This is a genomic window from Deltaproteobacteria bacterium, assembly GCA_005879535.1.
GTDB lineage: Bacteria > Myxococcota > Myxococcia > Myxococcales > 40CM-4-68-19 > 40CM-4-68-19.
Map to the genome: position 1 here is coordinate 1 of VBKI01000077.1, position 21225 is coordinate 21225.

Sequence of the window (21225 nt, forward strand, 5' to 3'; positions counted from 1 at the left end):
CCCGGATTCGAACCGGGGAATGAGGGATTTGCAGTCCCTTGCCTTACCAACTTGGCGACGGTGCCGGAACGGCGGGGACCGAGCGAGTAGCGCGAGTTTCCGGCGCCGTCAAGGCGACTTCTGCACGACCTTGGGCCGCCGCGGCACCACCAGGCCGCGGGACAGGCGGCGCAAGACGCGGCGGAGCTGGCGGCGCTTGTAGCGGGAGTGCGAGTTCTCGCCGCGCTCGTTGTCGACGGCGGTGTCGCGGTCGACGAGCTGCAGCTCCACCATGCAGAAGACGATGCGGCCGTCGCCGGCATCCACCGCCCGCTCCGGCAGTCGCACCGGCAGCTCGGCAACGAAGTTCAGCACCTTGTAAGAGTCGCCGGAGAACTCGTTCTGCTGTGGCTCCTCCTGCTCTTCGTCCTGGAAGCCGACCTGGAGCTGGGGCGCGAGCGGCTTCAGCGAGGGCCAGTCGCGAACCAGCTCTTTGAAGCAGATGAGCGTGTTCTGCGTCTGCCCGGGAACGACGAAGTTGAACGGGATGAGCAGATCGCAGAGTCGGACCAGCACGGGCAGGACGTGGTCGCGGTCGGCCGTCTCCACCCGGTAGCGGACGCGATCGTAAATCTGCGCCGCCAGCGTCTCCTTCTTCGCCAGGAGCTTGGTGATCAGGCTGTGACGCGTCTTGACGCTGCCGGCGGCGGCAACCACGGGAAAGCCTTCGCGCCGGAGCTGGGCGATGCAGTGATCGACGCGCTGGGTGACGAGCTGGCAGAGCTCGTCCTCGCTGACGCGGGCGCGGTGGAGCAAGCCGCGCGCCTCGACGTGATGGACGACGTGCATCACTTTCAGCACGAGGCAAGCGATGCGGCGGAGCCGCGAGTCTCCAACGCCGGAGGCGAGAAGGAACAGGTCCTGCACCTGCGCAGGCTGCGCGACCTCTTCCGCCACCACGTAGCGGAAGGTGGTCCGCAGATAGTCGACTGCCTCGTCGAGAATACGTTGCAGGCGGGCCCGATCGAAGGGGTCGCTCGGCTCGAACAGACAAAGGCGGAGGTAATGGTCGACCTCTTCCTTGGTCTGGAAGTGCAGCCTGCGCCAATCGATCACCGATCCGCCGCCCAGGATCAGCCGCATGCGCTCCAGATCTCCGAGCGTCCAGCGATCCGGCAATGGAATGGGAGGCTGCGCGAGCATGCCGGCGGCAGCATGCTGCAACCGCGACCCGGCTACAAGCAACCTTCCGGGGGACCTAGAACGTGCAGCGGAGGGACGGCAGGACTGCCATTCCTACCGCGCTGCGCCATGCGACCGCATTCGCCTCGAGGCCAAGCGTGAACCGCGTCATGAACGGCTGGAAGGTGAGCAATGCGCCACCGAAACCCATCGGCCCGTGCTGGCCATCGCCGGCGACCGGCACACCCCATCCAGCTCCGCCGTGCAGCCAAAGGCCGAACTTCCCGCCCGGATCCAGCCGGGTCACGAGGAGACGCGCTCCGCCGCCGCCGGCGAGTAGCGCATGATCGCCCGGCGTTGCGGGCGGCGCGTTTTCCATTGCGCCGCTCAGCCAGAGCTCGGCAGCGACACGGTCGGCGACCGGATATCCCACTTCCACGCGCACGAGCGGACCGCTTCCCACCCCGGCGCGTCCGCTTTCGCGAAGCAGGACAGGCCCGGCGGAGATGCCGATCCACGGTTGCAGCGCCGCAGCCGCGAGCGCCAGCGCGAGCAGCATCATCGCCTCACCCTCCGGGCGTGAAGATGAAGGGATACGTGACGAAGACTTCGCCGCCGCCCTTCGGAATGGGGAAGCGCCAGGTCCTGATCTTGGAAGCGACGCAGCTCTCCACGGTGCGGTCCCGCAGAGTGGTCTCCTGCGTGTGCGCTTCCGTCACGGCGCCGGTGGGATCGATGGTCCAGGCGGACACCAGCTTTCCGGCGAGGTTCGGCTTGCTGGTGAGCTCCGTCTCGTAACAGGTGCGGATCTGCGCGCGGTGCTCGTGCACGACCTTGCGGATCAGCTCAGGGTCGATGGACCCGACCACTTCCGGCTTGCCGGGGCCGAGCCCGATCTCGCCGTTCTCCTTGCCGCGCAGGCCGCCCTTCCCGTCGCCGTAGTTGGCGAGCCCGCCGCCGATGCCGTTGGTCCCGATGCGCGCGAGGCCGAGGCCCGACCCGTCGCCGCCGCCGCCGCGCCCGCCGAGCGACTTCAGACCCATGCCGCCGTCGCCGTGCGCCTCGCCCGCTTTTGGACCCGTGAGATGGCCCATCGCGTCGCGGGTGCCCTTCTCGAGCGCGACGCCGAACACGTCGCTCTTCCCGTTTCCGCCGCCCAGCGCCTTGAGCAGGCCGGTCTGCGCGATCAGCGCGCGGTCATCCATCTTCCGCTCGGCGCGTGCATCGCGGCGCGGCGCGGTCTTGCTGCCCGCCTCGCCCTCCTGCCCCATGTGCCGTGCCACCGCCTTGCCCGGATCGCGGCGCGCCTGGTTGACCTTCTGTGCGTCGAGGACCCGAGTCTCGTTGGGCTTCGGCGGAGCCGTGCGCACCACCAGCGGCCGCGGCTTGATCAGCTCGGGCTCTCCGGCGCTCACCTTCGGCGGCGGCACGCCGGCGCTCCAGAACTTCATGCCGGTGACCATCAGGATCGCGGCGATGCTCGCGACCAGCACGCCCTTCCAGTCCGTCTGTTCTCCACCGACGCGCGCGACCCCGCTCACCCGGCGGATGCGCAGCGCGAGACTGCCGCTGGAGAGGACCGCGATCGAGCGATGCGGCAGCGGAACCACGAGACCATGCGCGTCGGCCTGGCTCCGGCCGCGGACAAGCAGCTCGGGTCCGCCGAGGACGCGGCCCTCCTCCTCGAGCACCAGTTGCAGCGGCCTCGGCGCGGCGACCGTCCATCCGTTGACGTCGCTGGTGAGGACCACGGCGCGGTCGATGCCTTGGAGCAGCGCCTGGCACCCTGGCGCCGATCCGGCATGGAACTGATCGCCGGGCTGGAGCTGCCAGACGCTGACGCGGGTGTCGCCCCAGAACAGCTCCACTTCGGCGCAGTCGCCGCCGAGAGGCGTGGTGATCGGCGGCAGCGACATCGTCGGCAGCGGAGCCGGCTGCTCCGCGCGCACCGCCACCGCGGCAGACTCGTTCACCGGCGCCGCGGCAGGAGGGAGCACGGGTGGATGCGCCGGCGTCGGGGCGGGCGGCAGCGCGGTGGGCTCGGGCTCGGGTGCGACGGGCTCGATCTCGTCGTGCAGGCCCTGATCGGTGCCGGCCTCCACTTCGAAGGCGCCGTCCTCGCGCACGACCTGGAGCGCGGGCACCTGGGCATGGGACCGCTCGAGGAGCGGTTCTTCCTCGCCGTGGATGAGCTGCAGCCGCGGCCTCGGCTTCTGCGTTCCCGGCAAAGGCAGCGTGCGCGCGTGCAGCTCGACCATGATGCGCAGCTCGCCGATGGAGATCAGGTCGCCGTGGCGCAGCGGAGCGGCGAGGATCGGCTGTCCGTTCAGGTACACCGGGGCGGCGGTGGTAGCGCGAAGCACCGCGCCCATCGCGCCGGTCTCGATCACTGCGTGAGTCGGCGCGACGCTCGAGGATTCGAGGACCAGATCGGCGGACGCGCTGCCGATCCGGATCCGCTCCGTCCGGAAGGCGCGGGAGGTCTTCAGCTTCCCGCCATCGTAGACTTTGAGGACGATGGGAATCATCGCGTCTTCGCCTCAGCGGCCCTGCAGGGGCGCGGCCAGCGCGCGGTCCACGAACGAGCGGCGGACGCGGAGCATGCTGGGCTCCGCGACCTTGCGCGGCGCCTGCACCAGCTCGCCGTCGGGGCGGGTGATGTCGCCGCGAATGTCGTCTTCCCCGAAGTGAAGGATGGTCCTGCGTGGGCGATGGGATCCGGGCTGCCTGCTGTCCGCCTCCCTGGCCGCCGCCGCGCCGGTGGCGACGAGTGCGGCTGCCGCCGCGGCAACAACGACGCTTTTCAGCATTCCCCCTCCCCGCCGACGCCCGGCTACCGCGTTTGCACGACCGATGCCTGCGCGCGCTGCTTGAGCGCCTCCTCGCACCGCTGGACGAGCGCGTGGACGGGGTGTGTCGGAGGCGGCGGTTGGGTACTCAGGCTGAGGAAAAGTTTTGCCTCGGCGAGCGCACCTTGGGCATCGCCGTCGCCATCGAGCTTCAGCCGCGCGAGCTCGAAGTGCGGGTCGGCGGCCCGCGGCGAGAGGGCGACCGCCCGGTCGAGCGCCTCCTTCGCCGCCTGGTTCTGCCTCGCCCCGGCAAGCGCCTGCCCGTACGCGAGAGCGGCGGCATACGAAGAGGGATCGAGGTCCGCCGCGTCCTCGAGCGCGTTCAAGGCGGCGTCCTGCTGGCCGCGCTCGTACAACGCTCGGCCGAGTGCGACCTGCGCGCGCGACCACGCAGGATCGAGCTCGACGGCAGCCTGGAGAGCGGCAAGCTCGGCCGCGGGTTCGCCGGTGACCCGCGCGATCTCCGCCTGGACCAGGAGCGCTTCGGGATCGAGAGGGTCCGCCAGCGCCGCGCGGGATGCGAAGAGCTTCGCCGTGCCGGACTGACCCACGGAGAGCTGCGCGCGCGCCATCGTGCAGAGCGCGCTGGAATCGGTCGGCGCCACCGCGAGCACGGATCTGACCGCCGCCAGCGCGCCGTCCGCGTTCCCCAGGGCCAGCTCGATTCTCGCCTGCAGCAAGCGCGCAGCAGGCTCGCTGGCCAGAGCGGTCGTCGCCGCGACGACGGCGTCGCGCGCGGCTTTTGCGTCACCGCGGGCAGCCGCGAGCGCGCCCGCACGCGCACCCGCCTCGTAGCCAAGAGCGCCCTTCTCCGACGCTGCGGCGCGATATGCCTCCTCGGCCTCGATCCCGCGGCCCGCGCGATCGAGGGCGACGGCGAGATCGAACTGCGCCGGTGGCAGGTGCAGCGCCTGCACGAGAGCCTGGAACTTCTCCACCGCCTGTGGCGGCGTCGCGCGCGCGGCAGCCGCGACGGTCTCGCTCATCAGGCGCTTCGGCCGCTCCCCAGCCACGGTGCGCGCGTCGACGAGCTCCGGAATGTCGACGACCGGCGATGCGGCCACGCTGAGCTGGACGCGCTCGGCCGGCTTCACGGACATCTTGTCGAGCAGCGTCGCCACGCGCAGCGCGCAGGGTCCGGTGACGCCGAGCTCGCGCGCCTTCGCCTCCGCGCTCTTCAACGTCTCGCGAGCCTCGCCGTAGAGCGGTTCTGCTCTCTCCGACAGCGCCGCGCGATACAGCTTTCGCTGTTCGCCATTGAGCCCGGGTGGAAACGGGCTGGTCGCGATGGCCTGGCCGAGCAGCATCTGCGCTTCGCCGAGTTGGGCGAGCGCGCACACCGCCGGCTCCGCCTGCCGCATCGCGACGGTCTCCTCGGCGCGGCGCTTGACCGCCTGCAGCAAGGCGATCTTGCGGTTCAGCGTGGCCATCAGCGGCGGCCGGATTTCCTGCTTGCGGAAGCTTTCGAAAGCGCCCGCTCCCAGCTCGAAGTGCGCGTCGGCGGCCGCCGCCAGCGCATCGAGCGGGAGCTTCTCGCGTCCCTTCGGCCCCAGCGCGCGGTACACGCGCTCCAGCTCGGTCCACGACCACTGCGCGTTGCTTGCCTCACCGGCCTTGGCGAAGAGCCGTGCGGCCTCGCGCCAGGCAGCGATCTGCAGGGCCGGCTTCTGCTTCACCGATCGCGCCAGGTCCGCCATGTCGCGCGCCACGCGCGCCGGCTCGTCGACTCTGGCGCGGAGTTGCGCGAGCGCGTAGCGCTGCTCGTCGGGATCCGCCGGGCTCTTCCAGAGCTGGAGGCCGAGCGCGCGATCGGCGACGGCCTGCCGCAGCTCGCCGCGGGCCTCCCGCAGCACGGCGGCATCGTGGAGGGCGACCTGTGCCTTCGACTCTTCGTAGACCGCGCTCTCCGATGGCCGGCTGCCGCGCGAATGCGCCCGCCGGTCGCGCGCTGTTGCGAGTTGCCTCTGGTAGCCCGCGGCGTACCGCTCGAGCAGCGTGGCCGCGTCGCCCAGGTTGCCAATCGCTGCCAGGTCCGAGGCCGACGCGAGCAGGGCACGGGGGACCAGCGGCGAACGCGGCTGTTCCTTCCAGACCCTGGCCCGGGAAACGAGCGCCTCGTCGATGCGGCCTGCCCGCGAGAGGGCGGCGGCAGCTCCGAACAGCGCCTTGTCCGCGAGCTGCCCGCGAGGATGAACCTGGACGAACGCGAGGAGCGCCTCTGCCTTCTTCGGGTCCGGAGCGACCGCGTCGGCAAGGGCATAGGCGCTCTGCTCTTCGACCCGCCGCAGGTCGTGCAGGAGGGCTCCGTGCGCGGTGAGCCGCCGGTCTTCGAGGAATCTGAGCGCCCAGCGGCGCACGGCCTCCCAGTCGCCCCGAAGGTTCTCGATGTCGAGGACCAGATTCGCCGAGTACTCGGCAAGCTCGTGCTCGGGATGGTCGAGCGCGATGAATGAGAGGTGCTTGCGGGAGGCGTCGTAGTCGCCGGAGATGTACTCCAGGCGCCCGACCTTGAACGCCACTTCGACGGCGTGTGGCCCTTGCGGAAGCGCCTTCAGATACAGGTTGCAGGCTTCCGCAAGCCTCTGTTCGTCCGCGGTCAGAGGCCGCTGCGCCCGCCGCTCGCCAGTGTCCTTCTGCTCGGCGCCGCCGTGAAGCATGGCCTCGTTGCGCGCAAGCACCGCGCTCCAGGCGGCCTTCTGCAGCCAGCGGCCTGGCGTTTTCGCGGACAGGTCCTGCTTCACCACCGCTTCGTACTGCTCGGCGGACTCGGCCTTGAGGCCGCGCGCGTACAGGAGCTCGCCGTAGAAGAAGCGCAGATCGTAGGCGTCCGCCGCGTCGGGGAAGAGGCTGAGGTATTCGGCGTACAGAGCGCGGGCCGCGATCCAGGTTTCCTCCAGGCGCGTCTTGCGCGCCTCGTTGTGGATCTCCACCGCCAGGTTGCGCAGGGTCTCCTCACCCAGGCGTCGCGCCTGCTCGTATCGTTCGTCGGCGACCGCCATGCCGCGCGACGGCGCTCCTTCGCGCACGCGCTGGAAGATCTCGACCAGCCTCTTCGACTCGGACAGAAGATCCCGCCTCCTGCCTCCGCGCTGGGCGAGGACGAGGAGCCGGGTCTGATCCAGCGCCGCCGCGGGCACCTCTCCGTGGACGGCAAGGAGCTGGCGGTGGACGACCTGCGCCTCGGGGTCACGCCCGGTGTCGAACAGGAGCTTGCCATACTGCTCGAGCATCTTCAGGCCGTTCTCAGCGCCGAACTTCTTCGCGAACTCGTCCTTCGCCGACTCGGGCTTGCCGATCCGCGCGTACGCCAGCACGTAGTCCCGCCGCGCTTCGCGGGCCAGCTGGACCTTGTTCACGTCTCCCGACTTCTCGGAGATGTCGGCCACCCGTTTGAAAAGCTTCATCGCGTCGGTAAACGCGCTCTGGTTGAACCGGCACCAGGCGGCCTTGTAGAGCGCGTAGGGGTACACGTCGTCGTCCGGAACCTCCGCGGCGGCGCGGTACTCCTTCAGCGCGGCGTCGAGCTTCGCCCCATCGAACAGGTGCTCGCCGATGAAGACATGGCTCGCCGGCGCCCAGACCGAGCGCGGGAACCTCTTCGTCAGCTCACGCGCTACCGCGATGGCTTCGGGATCGCGCCCCGCTTCCTGCAGGGTGTCGGCGAGGAAGAACAGCGTCTCGTCCGTTCTCGGCGCGCGGGGGTACTTCTTCAGCAGCTCGCGGTAGCGGGCGATGGCCTCCGCGCGTGCATCCGCGGCAGCGCGCCGATCCTTCGCGGCGGCCGCCTCGTCACCGCTGTCGGCCGCTGCCTGGGAGCGGATGGTGAGCGCCAGGCCGCGCGCGCGCAAGAAGCCCGCGAGACGTGCGAGCGCCTCGGCTTGACCGGAAGGCGCGCCGCCCAGCTCCAGCATCCTCCGCAGCGTCGCTTCCTGCTCCTGCTCCTTCACGGCGGCGACCGGCGGCGCGCCCCGGTGCAGCAGCGCCGGATCGCGGCCCGGCTGCGCCACTGCCGCGGCGATGAGCAAGGCAAGCATCAACAACCCTCCCTGCCGGCGGCGCGCGGACAGCCGCCTGCCGTCCTTTCGCGGCGGTGCAACCTCCGTTCCCTGCGTCCGTCGCTCTCAGGGTGGGGGAACGGGAACGGCATGGTTGGGAAATCCGGTTCTCAGTTCCCGGGCGTTCCGGCGACCTTCGCCGGAGTCGGTGCCGACTGCGAAGCTGTCGGGATGGGAGCGCGGGGCCGGCGGCACCGCTGGCCGAGCTGATACCGGTAGCTACCCAGCTCGTCGCGCCAGTACTCGCCCTGGAACGGCCACAGCTCTTCGTCGTCCGCCACCTGCGGCGGATCCTTCTGCGGCTGCGCGCCGAGGGCCGCGCCTGGTCCGGACGTCGCCAGCTCACGCTCACGGCCGGCGATCTCGTACGAGAGCCGCAGCGACTGACCGAGCAGCTCGCGGAGCGTGGCGCGCTCGGCGTCGAGCCGCGCGATCAACTTCCTCCCGGCAGTCTCCAGGAGTCGGCTGCGGGCGTGACGGGCGAGCGGAGCCACGCGCGCGACCAGGGCCGAGCCGCGGAACGGTTCCGGGCGCCGATCGATGGAGTCGATTTCCTGCGCGAGCTGCGTTGCCGCCTGCAGCGCCGAGTGCAGGTCGCCGCCCTGCTCGATCCGCGCCACTTCCTCGCGCGCCGCGGCGGGAATGGCCTGCTGGACGCCGACTGCACCTCGGGCGAGAAGTTCAGCTGCGGCCTGCGGACCAGGCAGCGCCGCGAGAGCTTGCACGATCCCGTCGTGGAGCGGCTGGTAGCGCTGCTGGAACTCCGCGAGCGATGCGCGCGCGTCCGCGTAACGGCAGTTCTCGTACAGGACCAGGGCTTTCAGGATGAACGACTCGGGGAAGAACCGCTCCTGGAAGAAGGGCGCGTGCAGCGTGAGGAGGTTTCCCAGGGCCTTCTCGTCCTCGCCGCGACGGAAGTGCGCCCAGCTCGCCTCGAACAGGGCGTCGAGCCATTCGGGCGCGCCGCGGCCGACGCGCTGGTACAGCTGCGCGGCCAGAGCGTCGTCGCCGCGCTGGTAGGCGAGGCGTGCGAGCTGCAGATATGCCTTGTCGCGCCGCTCTGCCGCGGCGGCGTCGCCGCGCCGGACGGGAAGCTCCGCGACCGCGAGGAACTCCTTCGCCGCCGCGGCGGCGTCTCCCGAAGCGAGCGCCGCCAAGGCCCCGACCTCGCGCGCGTCGCCCTCGGCCGCATCGCCGGCCGGAACGGAACCTGCGAGCGTGCGCGCCAGATCGAGCTCGCGCTGCGCTTCGGCTGGAAGCTTCTGCTGCGGAACAGCCGGCGGAGCGGCGGAAGGCTCGGCAGCGGCGAAGCCCATCTCCGCCGCCAGCTCCTTGTCGAGCGGTTTTGGACTCGAAACCAAGGCCGGCTGCGAGTCCGGCGAATCCTGCAGCGGCTCGAAGGCGACTCCCTCTTCCGGCGGAGCGATCTGCAGCGCCCGCTCGAGGTGGCCGCGGGCGATCGTCACCGCCACCGCTGGCGGCAGCTTGCCGGGATCGCCGCGATCCGAGACGAGGAGCTGCGCCAGGGCGCCGTCCGCGCTGGCCCGCGCCACAAGCTGCGCGCGCGCCGCCGTCCGAACGCCCTCGGACTGTTGCGGATCGGAAGCGAGCGCCGCCAGCAGCACCGTTGCGCTCCGCGGCATTCCAGCGTCGTTCAACGCCTCGACGACCGTGGCGATGCGGGCGCGCGCGTCCTCTGCGGTGAGCTTCGCCCGATCGACATCACCGTACGCGCCTACTGGATCCGCGGCCGCCAGAACGAGCGCGAGTACCAGAGTCATCCCAACCCCCGTCAACGCCCGCCGAAGAGCCAGGCGACCCCGCCTTCGATGGTGAGCTTGCGCTCGATTTCGGCGCGTCCCCGCACCCGCCCCGAGTAGACCAGCTCGCTGGCGGCGATCCGCACCATGAAACGGTCGGTGAGGAAGAGGCGTTCACCGATGGAAACACGGCCGCCGAGGGCCCAGCGACCCGACTCCGGCGACGTCGCATCGGGCGCAATCATCTCGCGGACCAACTCGGGACCGGCGGCGATGTACGCGTCGAAATGCAGCGTGCGCTCGCCCATCAACGAGAGCTTCCCGTATACCGGCGCCCACCCCATCTGGACGCCGGCGAGGATCTGGAGCTTGCCCGGAGTGGAGCGGAGCTTTCCTTCCGCCGGGCTGCCGCAACTATCGCTGCACACCTCCACGGGCGCTGCCAGAAGCGAGACCCCGCCAATCGCGTGGGTGGAGATCGACCAGCGCTCGTCGAAATGGTGCTCGACGCGCACCCCCATCCCCAGCGTTCTCCAGAACGGGTCGCCGATGGAGAAGGCGAAGATCGGCTGGATTTCGAGCATCCCGCCGATGTGGAAGAGCTGGGCCGTCACCGGCGGAAGCGATGCCGGAGCGCCATACTTCGGGACCGACGCCACGGGCGGCAGGCTCGCGGGCGTGACCTGGGCGACCTTCGTTTCGGGCGGAGTCGCGGGGTCCTCGGCGGCGCGCGCCTGGACAGCGACGAGCACGAGGGCAGCGAGCAGCCCCTTCATTGTCCGCCACCGAAATAGAAGGAGAGCCCGAGACGCACCGTCCAGAAGCCCATCGCCTTCGTCTGCGCGGAGCCGTCGACCATCACCCGCTCTGCGTAGAGGTTGCCGCCCACCCGCAGGGTCAGCGCGACGCTCTCTCCAAGAGAAATGCGCTGTCCGATGCCGGCGGCGATCATCGGACGGACTCCGCGCGTCGCGTCGGTTTCCGTCCAGGCGGCGCCGAGGCCAGCGTCGAGAAACGTCTCGAAATGCACAAGCGCATCGCCGGGCAAAGCGACCTTTCCGTACAAAGGTGCAATCGCCGCGAAGCCCGCGAGCGAGCCGCGCAACCGCGACTCGACGATGCGCGCGTGCAGCTCCCGCTTGGCGATCACCAGCTCCTGCGTCTCCCACGTACCGAAGCCGCTCCCGTCCACCCCCACCGAAAGGCCCTCGCGCAGATGCCACATCGCCCTCAACCCCGCGCCCCACCGCTGTAGGTATGGATCTCCGATCCCCATCTCCCCGTACGGCGAGATCTCCAGCCGGTTCGCCTGGCGCAAAGGGCGCTTCTGCACCGCGGTGATCGTGTCCGCCGGATCGGCGGATTGCGCCCGCGCTGCAGCGGCGGAGCAGGCGATGACGCACAGCACCCAGGGACGCATGGCGCCGCAAACATGGGGGGTGCTCCACAGGCGGGCAACCCCTTGCGGCCGCCGAGCCGGGAACCAACTTTCCCTCGCCATGGTTGCCCTGCGCAGAGTCGTGCTGCTGACAGTTCTCCTGGCTGCTGCCTGCGCGCGGACGGATTTGGGCGCGGCCTGTCATGTGGAGAATGGGGCTGGCGGCGAGCTGATCCCGCTGCCCGGTCGTCAGTACCTGTACCTGGGTTCGAGCGAATGCGAGAGCTTCGCCTGCCTCGCCACACAGGGCGCCGCGGGTTACTGCTCGCAGCCGTGCAGCGGCGAGGGGGCGACGTGCCCGTCGGGACTGGCGTGCACGCAGCTCGCGCTGAACCAGCAGTACCTCGACATCATGCGGACACGGCTGAGCCCCGATCGGTACCAGCAGCTCTTCGGCCAGCTCGGCTCGACCTGGTATTGCGTCCGTTCACAGTGAGATAACCTGCCGCGCATGCGCCGCATGGTCACCGGCCTTCTTTGCATCGCCGCCTGCCACGGCGAGGCCGCGGTGGAGAAAGGCCCGGCGTTGTCCCAGGGAGCGGTCCGCTTCGAAACGGCGCGGGGGCCGTGGATCGTGCGCGTCGAGATCGCCAGCGACGATGCGTCGCGCACCCGCGGGCTCATGTACCGGCGATCGCTGGAGCCGGATCGGGGGATGATCTTCGTGTTTCCCACCACGGAGGACCATACGTTCTGGATGCACAACACGCTCATCGCTCTGGACATGGTCTTCCTCGACGAGTCGCGATCCGTGATCGGCGTGGTCGCCAGCGCATCCCCGCAGACCGACGCGCTGCGCGGAGTCGGCAAGCCTTCGCGCTACGTCGTCGAGGTCGCCGCCGGCGAAGCCGCGACCCATGCCGTCGGGCCCGGCACCCGCGCGGCTTTCATCGGTATTCCCGAGTAGATGCGCTCTAGCCCGGCGCGGGGTCGCGCCGGCTGTCCCGCAGCGCCGCGGGGGTCCGCGCGCTGCCTCGGGACTCTTCAGCGCCGGAGCAGCCGGCGCGCGATGGTGGGACCGAGGCTCTCTTCCATCATCCGCTCGACGACGCGCTCGAAGCGGCGCCGCCCCGCGTCGTCGGCGAACACGAAGCGCACTCCCATGCCCGGCTCCGCCCCGCTCTGCCGCGCCTGCTCGGCGGAAAGGGCCCAGATGACCTCGCCCTCCATCAGCAGCGGTTCGGACCGCGCGGGCAGCGAGAGCAAGAACTGGCAGCGGGTCCCGACCTCCTCGGGGCGCGTGGTCTTGATGAAGGTCCCACCCTTGGAGATGTTCTTCGTATAGTCCGCGAAGAACGCGTTCATGCGCTCGTAGTCGATGCGCAGCCGCAAGGGCGCGCGCGGGTTCCGACGCTGGTCCTCCGGAGGCGACATCGTAGATCCATCTGACAGCAGCGACCGGCTGGGAGCAAGAATCGGCCCGCGGCTGTACCTGGCGCTCCTCGCCGTGCTCTCGCTCGTCGCCTGCTTCCTGCCGCTCGCGGACCATCTCGGGTACGAGCTCAGTGAGCTGGTCGCGCTCGCGGCAGGGCTGTTCGGCGGCGTGCCCGGCATCGCCGCCGCGCGGATGGAGCGGGATTCGTCGGCGCGGGCGCTCTCGCGCGCTCTCTGGTTCGCGCTTTGGGCGCTCGCCATCCCGGTGACGCTGAGCCTGCTCAACGGCGTGCGCAGGCCAGCGTGCGATCCCCTCGGCGGGTTCGCCTTGTACCTGGCGATCGCGGTTCCTTCGGCGGTGCTGGCGTGCGCGCTCGGCGTGGCCTGCGGCTTCGTCGCGCCGCGGCGCGCCGGCTGGGTCTATGCGGGCGTGTTTGCCGGCTCCCTGGTGGTGGCGCTCTGGCCGGTCGTGCGCGGTCCGCAAGTCTTCGCCTTCCATCATCTCGGCGGGATGTATCCGGGGCCGATCTACGACGAGGCGATCACCACGTCGCGCGCGCTGTGGCTCTTCCGTGCCGATACCCTGCTGTACGCGGGCGCCTGCGCCGGGATCGCGCTGATCGCGGGGCCGCCACGACCGCGCCGCCGGGGGATGCTCGCTCTCGCCGCGTGCGGGCTGGGCGCCATCTGGATGTCGCTGCAGGCGGAGAAGCTCCATTGGAAAGCCGGAGTGGCGCAGCTCGACGGCGAGCTGGGCGGCCGGATCGAGACGGAGCATCTGGTGCTTCATTTTCCCCGGGAGAAGAAGGACGAAGAGCGAGCCCTGATGGCCCGGGACGCGGAGATCGACGTCCGTGCCGTGGCCGCTTTCTTCGGGATCACGCCCGGCCCGCGCATCGACGTCTACCTCTATCGGTCCGCCGACGAGAAGCGCACGCTGATCGGCGCCGCCGAGACCAGCTTCACCAAGCCGTGGCTCCGCCAGATCCACACCAACGACGCTCCCCCGCCACATCCGATCCTCCGCCACGAGCTCGTCCACGCGCTCGGGGCGCAGATCGCCGCCGGCCCCTGGGGAGTTCCCGGCGGGATCGTGCCGCAGATGGCGCTGATCGAAGGAGTGGCAGTGGCGGCGGATTGGCCTGCGGGCGAATTCACGCTTCACGAGGAGGCGCGCGCGCTGAAGGATCTGCGCCGCCTTCCCGATCTTCCCCGCCTCTTCCGGCGGGGACTCTTCTATGCGGAATCCGGAGCGCGCGCGTACACCGCCGCGGGATCGTTCTTGCGCTGGATCTGGGAGACCCGCGGTCCCGCGGTCTTCTTCCGCCTCTACGCCTCACCCGAATCGCTGGAGCTTCCTCCGCTGGTCCCCGACTACCTGCAGTTCCTCGATGGCCTGCGGGAGCCGGAACGCGCCGTGACCCTGGCCACCCAGCGCTATGCGGCGCCGGGAATCGTGCGCAAGCGCTGCGCTCACGAGGTCGCGGCGCTGCAGCGGCAGGCGCAGACCGCGAAGGATCCCCAGCGCGCCTCCGAGCTGTGGGCGCGGTGTGCCTCGCTCGAGCCCGACGATCCCGCGCTGCTCGTCGCGCTGCGGCGCGCCCAGCAGGCGGCGAAGGATCCGGCGGCTGCCGAAGCGACGGAGGCGAAGGCGCTGGCCCATCCCAAGCTTTCGCGACCCCTGCAGGCGCAGGTCCTGATCGACTCCGGCGACGCAGCGTGGAAGGCGGGTGACGTGCCGCGCGCCCTCTCCCGCTATCAGCAGGCGGCTCAGTTCGCACAACCCGAGGCCGGCGAGCGCGGCCTGACCGTCCGGCTTCGCGCCGTCGCCGACCCGCAGAGCTGGCCGGCGCTGCGCCCGTTGCTCGCCGAAAACAACAACGCGCCGGAGGTCCTGCTCCACCTGCGCGATCTCGATCTCGCGCGACCGCGGGACGGTCTGGCCGCTTACCTGTTGGCGAAGCAGATGCAAAACCGCGCCGCCTGGCGCGAGTGCGCGACCTTCGCCGCGAGCGCGCTGCGGCGCGAGCTGCCGGGGGCCCTCTTCGTCCAGGAAGCGCTGCGCATGCGCGGGATTGCAGCGTGGCACGTCGGCGACGATGCTTCCTCGCGCGCGGCGTTCATCGCTCTGGGAAAGGACGCGCCGCCGGGCCGCAGGCTCGAAGTGCAGCGATGGATCGATCGGCTGCGCTAGACGACTTCTGCGTCCGCCGCCTTGCCCGCGAAGATCTCCTGGTTTCCCGCAGGGCGCACACCGCGGATGTTCACCTCGAAGAACAGGCGCTCGCCGGCGAGTGGATGGTTCAGGTCCACCACCACCATGTCGTGTTTCACTTCCTTGACGGTGATGGGATAGCTCTGCCCGCCGCTCGCGCGCGCATACAGGCAGAGACCTTTCTCCAGCTTCACTTCGGCGGGAAAGAGAGTGCGCGGCAGTGAGACGACGTTGTCGTCCTTGCGCTCGCCGTAGGCGTCGCTCGCAGCGATGCTGAACGCGGCCTGCTCTCCCTCTTTCAGGCCGTCGAGCGCGCGCTCCAGGGCTGGAAGGATCTGCCCCGCCCCGTGCAGGTACTCGATGGGCGCCTTGCCGGCGCTCGTTTCCACCACCCGTCCGGTCCCGACGCGGACCATGTAATCGAGCAGCACCACCCGGCCCTGCTTCACGCGCATGAGCTGAAGCTGGCCACAGCTTTGGCGTGGAGCAGCTAGGCGACGGGCGCCCGTTCGCCCGGTCGGGGTCCAAAACGAAGCACCGCGCTTGCGCCGAACGCAAGGAACGCGCCGAAGAGGAGCGCCGCCGTGGGCGATGCGCGTTCCCAGATCTGCCCGGCGAGGACTGAAGCGGCGACGAGTCCAGCGCCGGTGACGAGGTTGTAGATCCCGAGTGCACGGCCGCGCGTTTCGGGCGGTACCGCGTCGGCGACCATCGCGCGCTCGGTGCCTTCGGTCAGCGCCGCCACGAGGCCGTACGCAGCGAAAAGGATCCAGAAGTGCGCGGGAACGCGCGCGGCGGCGAAGCCCGCATAGCAGGCCGCGTACCAGAGCCAGCCCACGATCAGCGTCCGTTCGCGTCCGAGCTGGTCGGCGATGCGTCCCAGCGGCCACGACGCGAGCGCCCGGACGACATGAAGGGCGGCCCAGAGCAGCGGGAGCTGGACGGTCGGGACGCCCAGCGACTCGGCCCGCAGCAACAACAGGGCATCGGTGGAGTTCCCGACCGTGAAGACGCCGATCGCCGTGAGCAACCGCCCCGGTACCCGTCCCGGCGCATCGCCCCCCTGCTCCCGTCGCACGGGCGCCGGCGACTGCTCGCGAACGCCGAGGAGTGCGAACACGGCCAGCATTCCGGGAATGGCCGCGAGCAGGAACACGCGGCGGATCTGCTCCGGCCAGACGACCAGGAACGCTGCGGCGAGCAGCGGACCGATGGCGGCGCCGGCGTGGTCCATCCCGCGCTGGAAGGCGAAGGCCTCCGCCAGCCGGTGCCGTGGCGCGCTCGCCGCCAGCAGCTTGTCGCGCGGAGAAGTGCGGATCCCCTTGCCGATCCGGTCGACGTTGCGCACCGCGAGCACCTGCCAGGGCGCCTGCGCGACGGCGAGAAACGGGCGCACCGATGCCGCGAGCGCGTACCCGACGACGGCCAGAGGAAGCAGTCGCCGCACGCGGTCCGCCCAGCGGCCGGAGACGTACTTGAGGAGCGCAGCGGTACCCTCCGCCGCCCCTTCGATCACGCCGATGTAGGCTGCACCACCGCCGAGCGTCACCACGAAGGCGGGCAAGAGCGGCACCACCATGTCGCCGGAGACGTCGGCGAGCAGCGAGACGATGCCGAAGACGACCACGTTGCGGGAGAGCATCGGCCGCCGCGGCTACGCTCTCTTGAGCTGCTCCGCCTCCAGCACGCGCAGGCGCGGCGGCGGCGCGTCGCTGCGCGACAAGATCCGCTCCAGGGACTCCGCAAAGCTCCTCGCCGTCTGCTCCAGGTCGCGCAGGGTGATCTCGCACTCGTGGAGCTGGCCCTCCGCCACCACGGCCTGGACAGCGCGGTCCACCAGCGCTCGCAGCTTCTCCGGCGCAGGCGCCGCGAGGTTGCGCGAGGTGGCGACGACCATGTCCGCGATCATCACCAGGGCGGCTTCGCGCGTCTGCGGCTTGGGGCCCAGGTATCGGAAGTCGTCCTCGCTCGGCGGCGCCGCTCCGGCCCGCTCCGCCTCCTCCTTGGCCCGGTGGAGGAAGTACGCGATCAGGCGCGTCCCGTGATGCTGCGGGATGAAATCGGTCACCTGCCGCGGGAGGTTCGCCTGATCCGCCAGCTCGATTCCGTCGGCGACGTGGCGGCGGATGATCTCGGCGCTCGCCTGGGGTGTCAGCCCGTCGAGCCGGTTCTCGCCCTTCTGGTTCTCGCCGAAGAAGAGAGGATTCTTGCCCTTGCCGATGTCGTGATAGTAGGCGCCGACGCGCGCGAGCAGCGGGTTTGCCCCGATTTCACGGGCAGCGGCCTCGACCAGCTGACCGATGAGGATCCCGTGGTGGTACGTCCCGGGCGCCTGCACGATCAGGTCTTTCAGGAGCGGATGGTTGAAGTTGGCCAGCTTGAGGAGCTCGATGTCGGTCACGTAGCCGAAGAGCAGCTCCAGCAGCGGCGAGAGCACGAGCGCGCACAAGGGAAGGATCACCGCTCCGGCCAGCCCGCTGGCGAGGACGCCCGCGAGCGTTTCCCACGTCCAGAGACGACCCTGGAACATCGCGAACGTCGCCACCACCACCGCCGTCGTCACTCCCGTGAACAGGCCGGCATGGAAGACGGCGCTCTTGCGCCCTGCATGACCGATGCGATCCGCGGCAACCAGGCCGCCGATGAGCGCCACGGCGGCGATCTGCAACGAACCGCCCACGAGAAGGCCGCAAAGCGGCGCGAATGCCGCGGTCCAAAGCAGCGCGGCTTCGCTGGTGAGCAGGAAACGGACCAGGAGCGAGCCGAGCGCGTAGGGCACCAGCAACGGAAGCGCCTGCGCCACGTATCCGGCGAGCGGCGGTGGGAGCTCGTCGCGAACCGCCTCCTGCAAGACGTCGGCGCCGGAGAGCGCACCTTTGACCGCGAACAGCTGCGCGACGAGCAGCGCCGCGAGCAGGAACACGTCCCGGCTCCGGGGCCGGAACTTGCGCAGATTCCTCCGGCCGAAGCCGAACACCGCGGCGCAGATCAACGCCGCAAACAGGCCGCCGCCCCAGCGCAGCTGGTCGCTGCCGGCCGCCTTTCCCGCGGCGCGCAACGCCTGGAAGATCAAGAGGTGCGTCTTGGTGATCTGCTCGCCGTCTCCGATGATCTTCTCGCCCTTGCGGACCTGAAGGAGGACGTCCTTGACCTGCGCGCGCTTCCCTTCCTGCCGCCGGCGCGTCTCGGCGTCGTCGTACGCGAGGTTCGGCTTCAAGGCGCGCCGGACGAGCTGCGTGACGGCGCGGGCGGTGCGCGGCGGCAGGTCGCCGAGCTGGGCGGCGCCGATGCGCTCCACGTTCTGCCGCGCGGACATGAGATCCTGGATGCGGTCGATGTCGCGCACCGCCTGCTCGGGCGCGCCGACGCCTCCCAGCGTGCGGACCATGATCCCGCGCTCCCGGTCGGCGGCGAGGAGCCCGCGCTCCTCGACCACGAACGCCGAGGCAGCGAGCCCGGCCACCCGCAGCGCGGCCCGCTCCACGGCGGGATCGAACCCGCTGCGCGCGAGGTCGACGTAGTCGTCGTCTTCCACCACGGCCTGTAGCGCCTTCCAGAACTCGTCTCGCTGCGAGCGCAGGAACCGCAGCGTCTCGGCGTCGGCCTTGCGCTCGCTGAGCAACCGCTCAGCCTTCTCCGGGCTCTGCTGCTTCCACTGCGCGATGGCGTCCCGCCCGCGGGCGAACGCGCTGGAGGTGCGCCGCTGCAGCGTCTCTGCCGCTGCGCCGTCGAAGTCGTAGACCGGCCAGACCGATCGCGCGGCCTCCTCGCGCTTTTCACCCGTCGCCGCTGGATCCGGAACGTCGTAATCGCGATTTGCCTTGAGGGTACCTGAGAAGAGCGTCCCCATTGCCTCGTCGCCGGGGATCGCCGGCGTGAACCGCGAGGGCGTGAGCAGGAACGCCGCGCTCACCGCGATGCCCACGAGCAGCAGCAGCGCCAGCGCCTGGCGCACCCTGCGAACGCGGAGGATGCGCGACGTCAAGGACGGTACGGCGGGCTGCATGGCGGGCGGCACTATGCCAGCAAAGCAGGGGGCTTCAAAGAACTCCGCTCACCGGCTAGCGGTGCCGAGCTGGCGCTCGATCTCCGCCTCGCGAGCGGGCTTGCGCTGCGTCTTCGGCAGCGAACGCAGCACATCGAGCTGCTCCCGAAGGACCGCGGTGGTGCTCTTGCCTTCAGCCTTCAGGATCTTCGCCTTCAGATCGAGGATTCCGACCCGACGTTGGCCCCGGTCCATCTTCGCCAGCGCACGATCGACGGCCGCTTCCGCTTCGGGCAGCTTCTTCTCCTCGAAGAGGACGCGCGCCAGACGCGCCGGCGGGTTGTAGTCCGAAGCCATCTCCTTCTCGCGCTGCGCGAGCAGCTTTTCCGCCTTCGCGGGCTCCTTCAGGTACAGGTACGTGTCGGCCCGGTGCGCATCGAACGTGGATGCGAGCGTGGCGTCCGGCGCGGCCGAGGCCGCCTTCTCCAGCACCTGTGCGCGCTCCTGCATGGCCGCGACGGCCTCCGGATGCCTCCCCTTCACATCGAGCATCTCCGACAGAGTCGCCAGGGCGTCGCTCCGGTCGTCCGCGGCCAGCGGAGCATCCGGTTTCGCGAGGATTTCGCGGATGCGCGCGATGGCCAGATCGTGCATCCGGACCGCGTCCGGATCTCCCTTGGGCAGATTTTGCACGCAGGAGAACGCGTAGCTCTGGAAGTCGGTCCCCAGCGCGCTGTCGGGTGTGTTCCGCGCCTCTTTCAAGCCAGTCTGCACGCAGGTGCGGTCATCGCGCGCGCGCAGCAGCGCCGACATGTACAGGTTGAGCCGCTGGGGCCGCTGCGGATCGTCCGCTCTGCCCAGCTGCACCGCGCGTCCGTACGCCTCGGCCGTCGACTTGAGATCTCCGCGGGCGCGCGCCGCATCTCCTTCCCGCTGCGCCGCCCAGGCCGGATCGGCGGGCTTGCCCTTCTCCCGGTACGCGCGAACGCCGTCCTGTACGAAGGCGCGCATGTCCTGGACGGTTCCCGATCCGAGGAAGCGTCCGAGCACTCCCTCCGTGTCGGGGTCGACGATCAGGAACGTCGGCCAGGCATCGACCGGATACTTCTCGACGACCGGCTTGTTCGGCTCGCGCTCCGTCTCCACGGAGCTCCAGACCACCGCGTCGGCGACGGGCTTCATGCCCGGATCGCTGAGGACGAATCGCTGCATCGAGAGACAGGAATGGCACCAGGTCGCCCACAGATCGACGAAGAGCGGCTTGTGCTCTGCCCGCGCGGCTGCGAGGGCCTTGGGATGGTCGTCCTCGATGAAATGCAGGGAGCCGTGGGCGACGGCGATCAGCAGCAGGGCGGGAACCATCCCCGGCTTCTAACCCGGCTCCGCCTTTTTGGCAGCCTGCTCCGCCTCGCGGCGCGCCTGGGCGGCGTCATAGGCGCGCACCACTTCCTGGACCAGGGGATGGCGCACCACGTCGCGGTCGGTGAACTCGCAGAAGCGGATGCCGTCCACATCCTTGAGGATGTGCGTCGCGTCCATCATTCCCGACGCCTTCCCGGAAGGGAGATCGACCTGCGTGCGGTCGCCGGTGATCACCGCCTTGGACCCGAAGCCCAGGCGCGTGAGGAACATCTTCATCTGCTCCGTAGTCGTGTTTTGCGCCTCGTCGAGGATGACGAACGCGTCGTTCAGCGTCCGCCCGCGCATGAACGCAAGCGGCGCAACCTCGATGGTCCCCCGCTCGATCAGGTCCTGCGCCCGATCCATGTCCATCAGGTCATGCAGCGCGTCGTAGAGCGGCCGAAGGTAGGGGCTCACCTTCTCCGCCAGATCCCCGGGAAGAAACCCGAGCTTTTCACCGGCTTCCACCGCGGGCCGGCAGAGCACGATCCGCTTCACGCGCCGCTCGACGAGGGCGGCGACCGCCATCGCCATGGCGAGATAGGTCTTCCCGGTTCCCGCCGGTCCGATGCCGAAGACGATGTCGTGCTTGCGAATCGCGTCGATGTACGCCTTCTGGTTGAACCCCTTCGGCGTCACCGGACGGTTCCGGTTCGTCACGTAGACGGTGTCGAGGAAGATGTCCTTCAGGTCCGCGTTTGCGTCGGCGAGGAGCACCTTGCTCGCCTGCTCCACGTCTTCGAGCCCCAGCGGGTACTTGCGCTGGATCAGCTCGGTGAGGCCGCCGAGCAGCTTCTCCGCGAGGGCGACCTTCGCCGGCTCACCGGAGATGAGGAAGACGTTTCCGCGTTGTCCGATATGGACCCCGAACCTCTGCTCGATCAGCTTGAGGTTCTCGCTGCGCCCGCCGGCCAGCGTCCGTGCACCATCGTTGTCCAGCAGCTCCAGTCGCGCAGAAGGTTCTGCCAATCCCACCTCATGGGCCCA

The 21225-nt window shown here is 70.0% G+C and carries 16 protein-coding genes; 3 read left to right on the top strand and 13 right to left on the bottom strand.

Translation table 11 applies throughout. The features are described 5' to 3' along the window. Positions 1-108: 108 nt before the first annotated feature. The 7 genes from E6J58_17445 to E6J58_17475 form a co-directional block, all read right to left on the bottom strand. Positions 109-1182, bottom strand: a complete 1074-nt coding sequence (locus E6J58_17445; GenBank protein ID TMB34796.1) for a TIGR04552 family protein — start codon at positions 1180-1182, stop codon at positions 109-111. A gap of 55 nt (positions 1183-1237) precedes the next feature. Next, positions 1238-1723: a hypothetical protein gene (locus tag E6J58_17450; GenBank protein ID TMB34797.1), complete on the bottom strand. Its 486-nt coding sequence runs from the start codon at positions 1721-1723 to the stop codon at positions 1238-1240. Positions 1724-1727: 4 nt separating this feature from the next. Further along, complete coding sequence (locus E6J58_17455) at positions 1728-3689, bottom strand: AgmX/PglI C-terminal domain-containing protein (protein ID TMB34798.1); 1962 nt, start codon at positions 3687-3689, stop codon at positions 1728-1730. A 12-nt stretch (positions 3690-3701) separates the two neighbouring features. Next, a complete protein-coding gene (locus E6J58_17460) occupies positions 3702-3971 on the bottom strand; it encodes a hypothetical protein (GenBank protein ID TMB34799.1) in 270 nt (89 codons plus the stop codon). 23 nt (positions 3972-3994) lie between these two features. Further along, positions 3995-8044: a hypothetical protein gene (locus E6J58_17465; GenBank protein TMB34800.1), complete on the bottom strand. Its 4050-nt coding sequence runs from the start codon at positions 8042-8044 to the stop codon at positions 3995-3997. A 131-nt stretch (positions 8045-8175) separates the two neighbouring features. Then, the gene (locus E6J58_17470; protein ID TMB34801.1) at positions 8176-9846 is read right to left on the bottom strand and encodes a hypothetical protein; all 1671 of its coding nucleotides are present in this window, start codon (positions 9844-9846) and stop codon (positions 8176-8178) included. An 11-nt stretch (positions 9847-9857) separates the two neighbouring features. After that, positions 9858-11408 carry an outer membrane beta-barrel domain-containing protein gene (locus tag E6J58_17475; protein TMB34871.1) on the bottom strand — a complete coding sequence of 517 codons (1551 nt, stop codon included), beginning with the start codon at positions 11406-11408 and terminating at the stop codon, positions 9858-9860. On the opposite strand from E6J58_17475, the gene cglD reads away from it, so the two are divergent. Together cglD and E6J58_17485 are read left to right on the top strand one after the other, a co-directional pair. Then, positions 10749-11699, top strand: coding sequence for an adventurous gliding motility lipoprotein CglD (gene cglD / locus E6J58_17480; GenBank protein TMB34802.1), 951 nt, complete (start codon positions 10749-10751; stop codon positions 11697-11699). The genes E6J58_17475 and cglD overlap by 660 nt on opposite strands. Before the next feature lie 15 nt (positions 11700-11714). Continuing rightward, entirely contained in the window at positions 11715-12170 is a 456-nt protein-coding gene (locus E6J58_17485) for a DUF192 domain-containing protein (GenBank protein ID TMB34803.1), read from the top strand. Positions 12171-12247: 77 nt separating this feature from the next. Here the strand turns inward: E6J58_17485 and E6J58_17490 are convergent, their stop codons facing one another. After that, entirely contained in the window at positions 12248-12637 is a 390-nt protein-coding gene (locus E6J58_17490; GenBank protein TMB34804.1) for a TIGR02266 family protein, read from the bottom strand. 73 nt (positions 12638-12710) lie between these two features. Here E6J58_17490 and E6J58_17495 point away from each other — a divergent pair, with 73 nt between their 5' ends. Beyond that, a complete protein-coding gene (locus E6J58_17495) occupies positions 12711-14831 on the top strand; it encodes a hypothetical protein (protein ID TMB34805.1) in 2121 nt (706 codons plus the stop codon). Here the strand turns inward: E6J58_17495 and E6J58_17500 are convergent. Genes E6J58_17500 through E6J58_17520 form a run of 5 tightly spaced genes read right to left on the bottom strand, consistent with a single transcriptional unit; the run spans position 14828 to position 21213 of the window. Then, positions 14828-15307 carry a peptidylprolyl isomerase gene (locus E6J58_17500; GenBank protein TMB34806.1) on the bottom strand — a complete coding sequence of 160 codons (480 nt, stop codon included), beginning with the start codon at positions 15305-15307 and terminating at the stop codon, positions 14828-14830. The genes E6J58_17495 and E6J58_17500 overlap by 4 nt on opposite strands. 35 nt (positions 15308-15342) lie before the next feature. Further along, the gene (locus E6J58_17505; protein ID TMB34807.1) at positions 15343-16494 is read right to left on the bottom strand and encodes an MFS transporter; all 1152 of its coding nucleotides are present in this window, start codon (positions 16492-16494) and stop codon (positions 15343-15345) included. 12 nt (positions 16495-16506) lie between these two features. After that, entirely contained in the window at positions 16507-18858 is a 2352-nt protein-coding gene (locus E6J58_17510; GenBank protein ID TMB34808.1) for an HDIG domain-containing protein, read from the bottom strand. A gap of 48 nt (positions 18859-18906) precedes the next feature. After that, positions 18907-20199: a hypothetical protein gene (locus E6J58_17515; protein TMB34809.1), complete on the bottom strand. Its 1293-nt coding sequence runs from the start codon at positions 20197-20199 to the stop codon at positions 18907-18909. A gap of 9 nt (positions 20200-20208) precedes the next feature. Then, entirely contained in the window at positions 20209-21213 is a 1005-nt protein-coding gene (locus E6J58_17520; protein ID TMB34810.1) for a PhoH family protein, read from the bottom strand. Positions 21214-21225 lie beyond the last annotated feature (12 nt).

Excerpts from the sequence above, each read along its gene's own strand:
- E6J58_17465 (TMB34800.1), bottom strand. The coding sequence starts at position 8,044 with ATGCTTGCCTTGCTCATCGCCGCGGCAGTGGCGCAGCCGGGCCGCGAT.
- E6J58_17460 (TMB34799.1), bottom strand. The coding sequence starts at position 3,971 with ATGCTGAAAAGCGTCGTTGTTGCCGCGGCGGCAGCCGCACTCGTCGCC.
- E6J58_17450 (TMB34797.1), bottom strand. The coding sequence starts at position 1,723 with ATGATGCTGCTCGCGCTGGCGCTCGCGGCTGCGGCGCTGCAACCGTGG.
- E6J58_17490 (TMB34804.1), bottom strand. The coding sequence starts at position 12,637 with ATGTCGCCTCCGGAGGACCAGCGTCGGAACCCGCGCGCGCCCTTGCGG.
- cglD (TMB34802.1), top strand. The coding sequence starts at position 10,749 with ATGCGCTGTCCGATGCCGGCGGCGATCATCGGACGGACTCCGCGCGTC.
- E6J58_17445 (TMB34796.1), bottom strand. The coding sequence starts at position 1,182 with ATGCTCGCGCAGCCTCCCATTCCATTGCCGGATCGCTGGACGCTCGGA.
- E6J58_17455 (TMB34798.1), bottom strand. The coding sequence starts at position 3,689 with ATGATTCCCATCGTCCTCAAAGTCTACGATGGCGGGAAGCTGAAGACC.
- E6J58_17505 (TMB34807.1), bottom strand. The coding sequence starts at position 16,494 with ATGCTCTCCCGCAACGTGGTCGTCTTCGGCATCGTCTCGCTGCTCGCC.
- E6J58_17470 (TMB34801.1), bottom strand. The coding sequence starts at position 9,846 with ATGACTCTGGTACTCGCGCTCGTTCTGGCGGCCGCGGATCCAGTAGGC.
- E6J58_17485 (TMB34803.1), top strand. The coding sequence starts at position 11,715 with ATGCGCCGCATGGTCACCGGCCTTCTTTGCATCGCCGCCTGCCACGGC.
- E6J58_17515 (TMB34809.1), bottom strand. The coding sequence starts at position 20,199 with ATGGTTCCCGCCCTGCTGCTGATCGCCGTCGCCCACGGCTCCCTGCAT.
- E6J58_17475 (TMB34871.1), bottom strand. The coding sequence starts at position 11,408 with ATGACAGGCCGCGCCCAAATCCGTCCGCGCGCAGGCAGCAGCCAGGAG.
- E6J58_17500 (TMB34806.1), bottom strand. The coding sequence starts at position 15,307 with ATGCGCGTGAAGCAGGGCCGGGTGGTGCTGCTCGATTACATGGTCCGC.
- E6J58_17510 (TMB34808.1), bottom strand. The coding sequence starts at position 18,858 with ATGCAGCCCGCCGTACCGTCCTTGACGTCGCGCATCCTCCGCGTTCGC.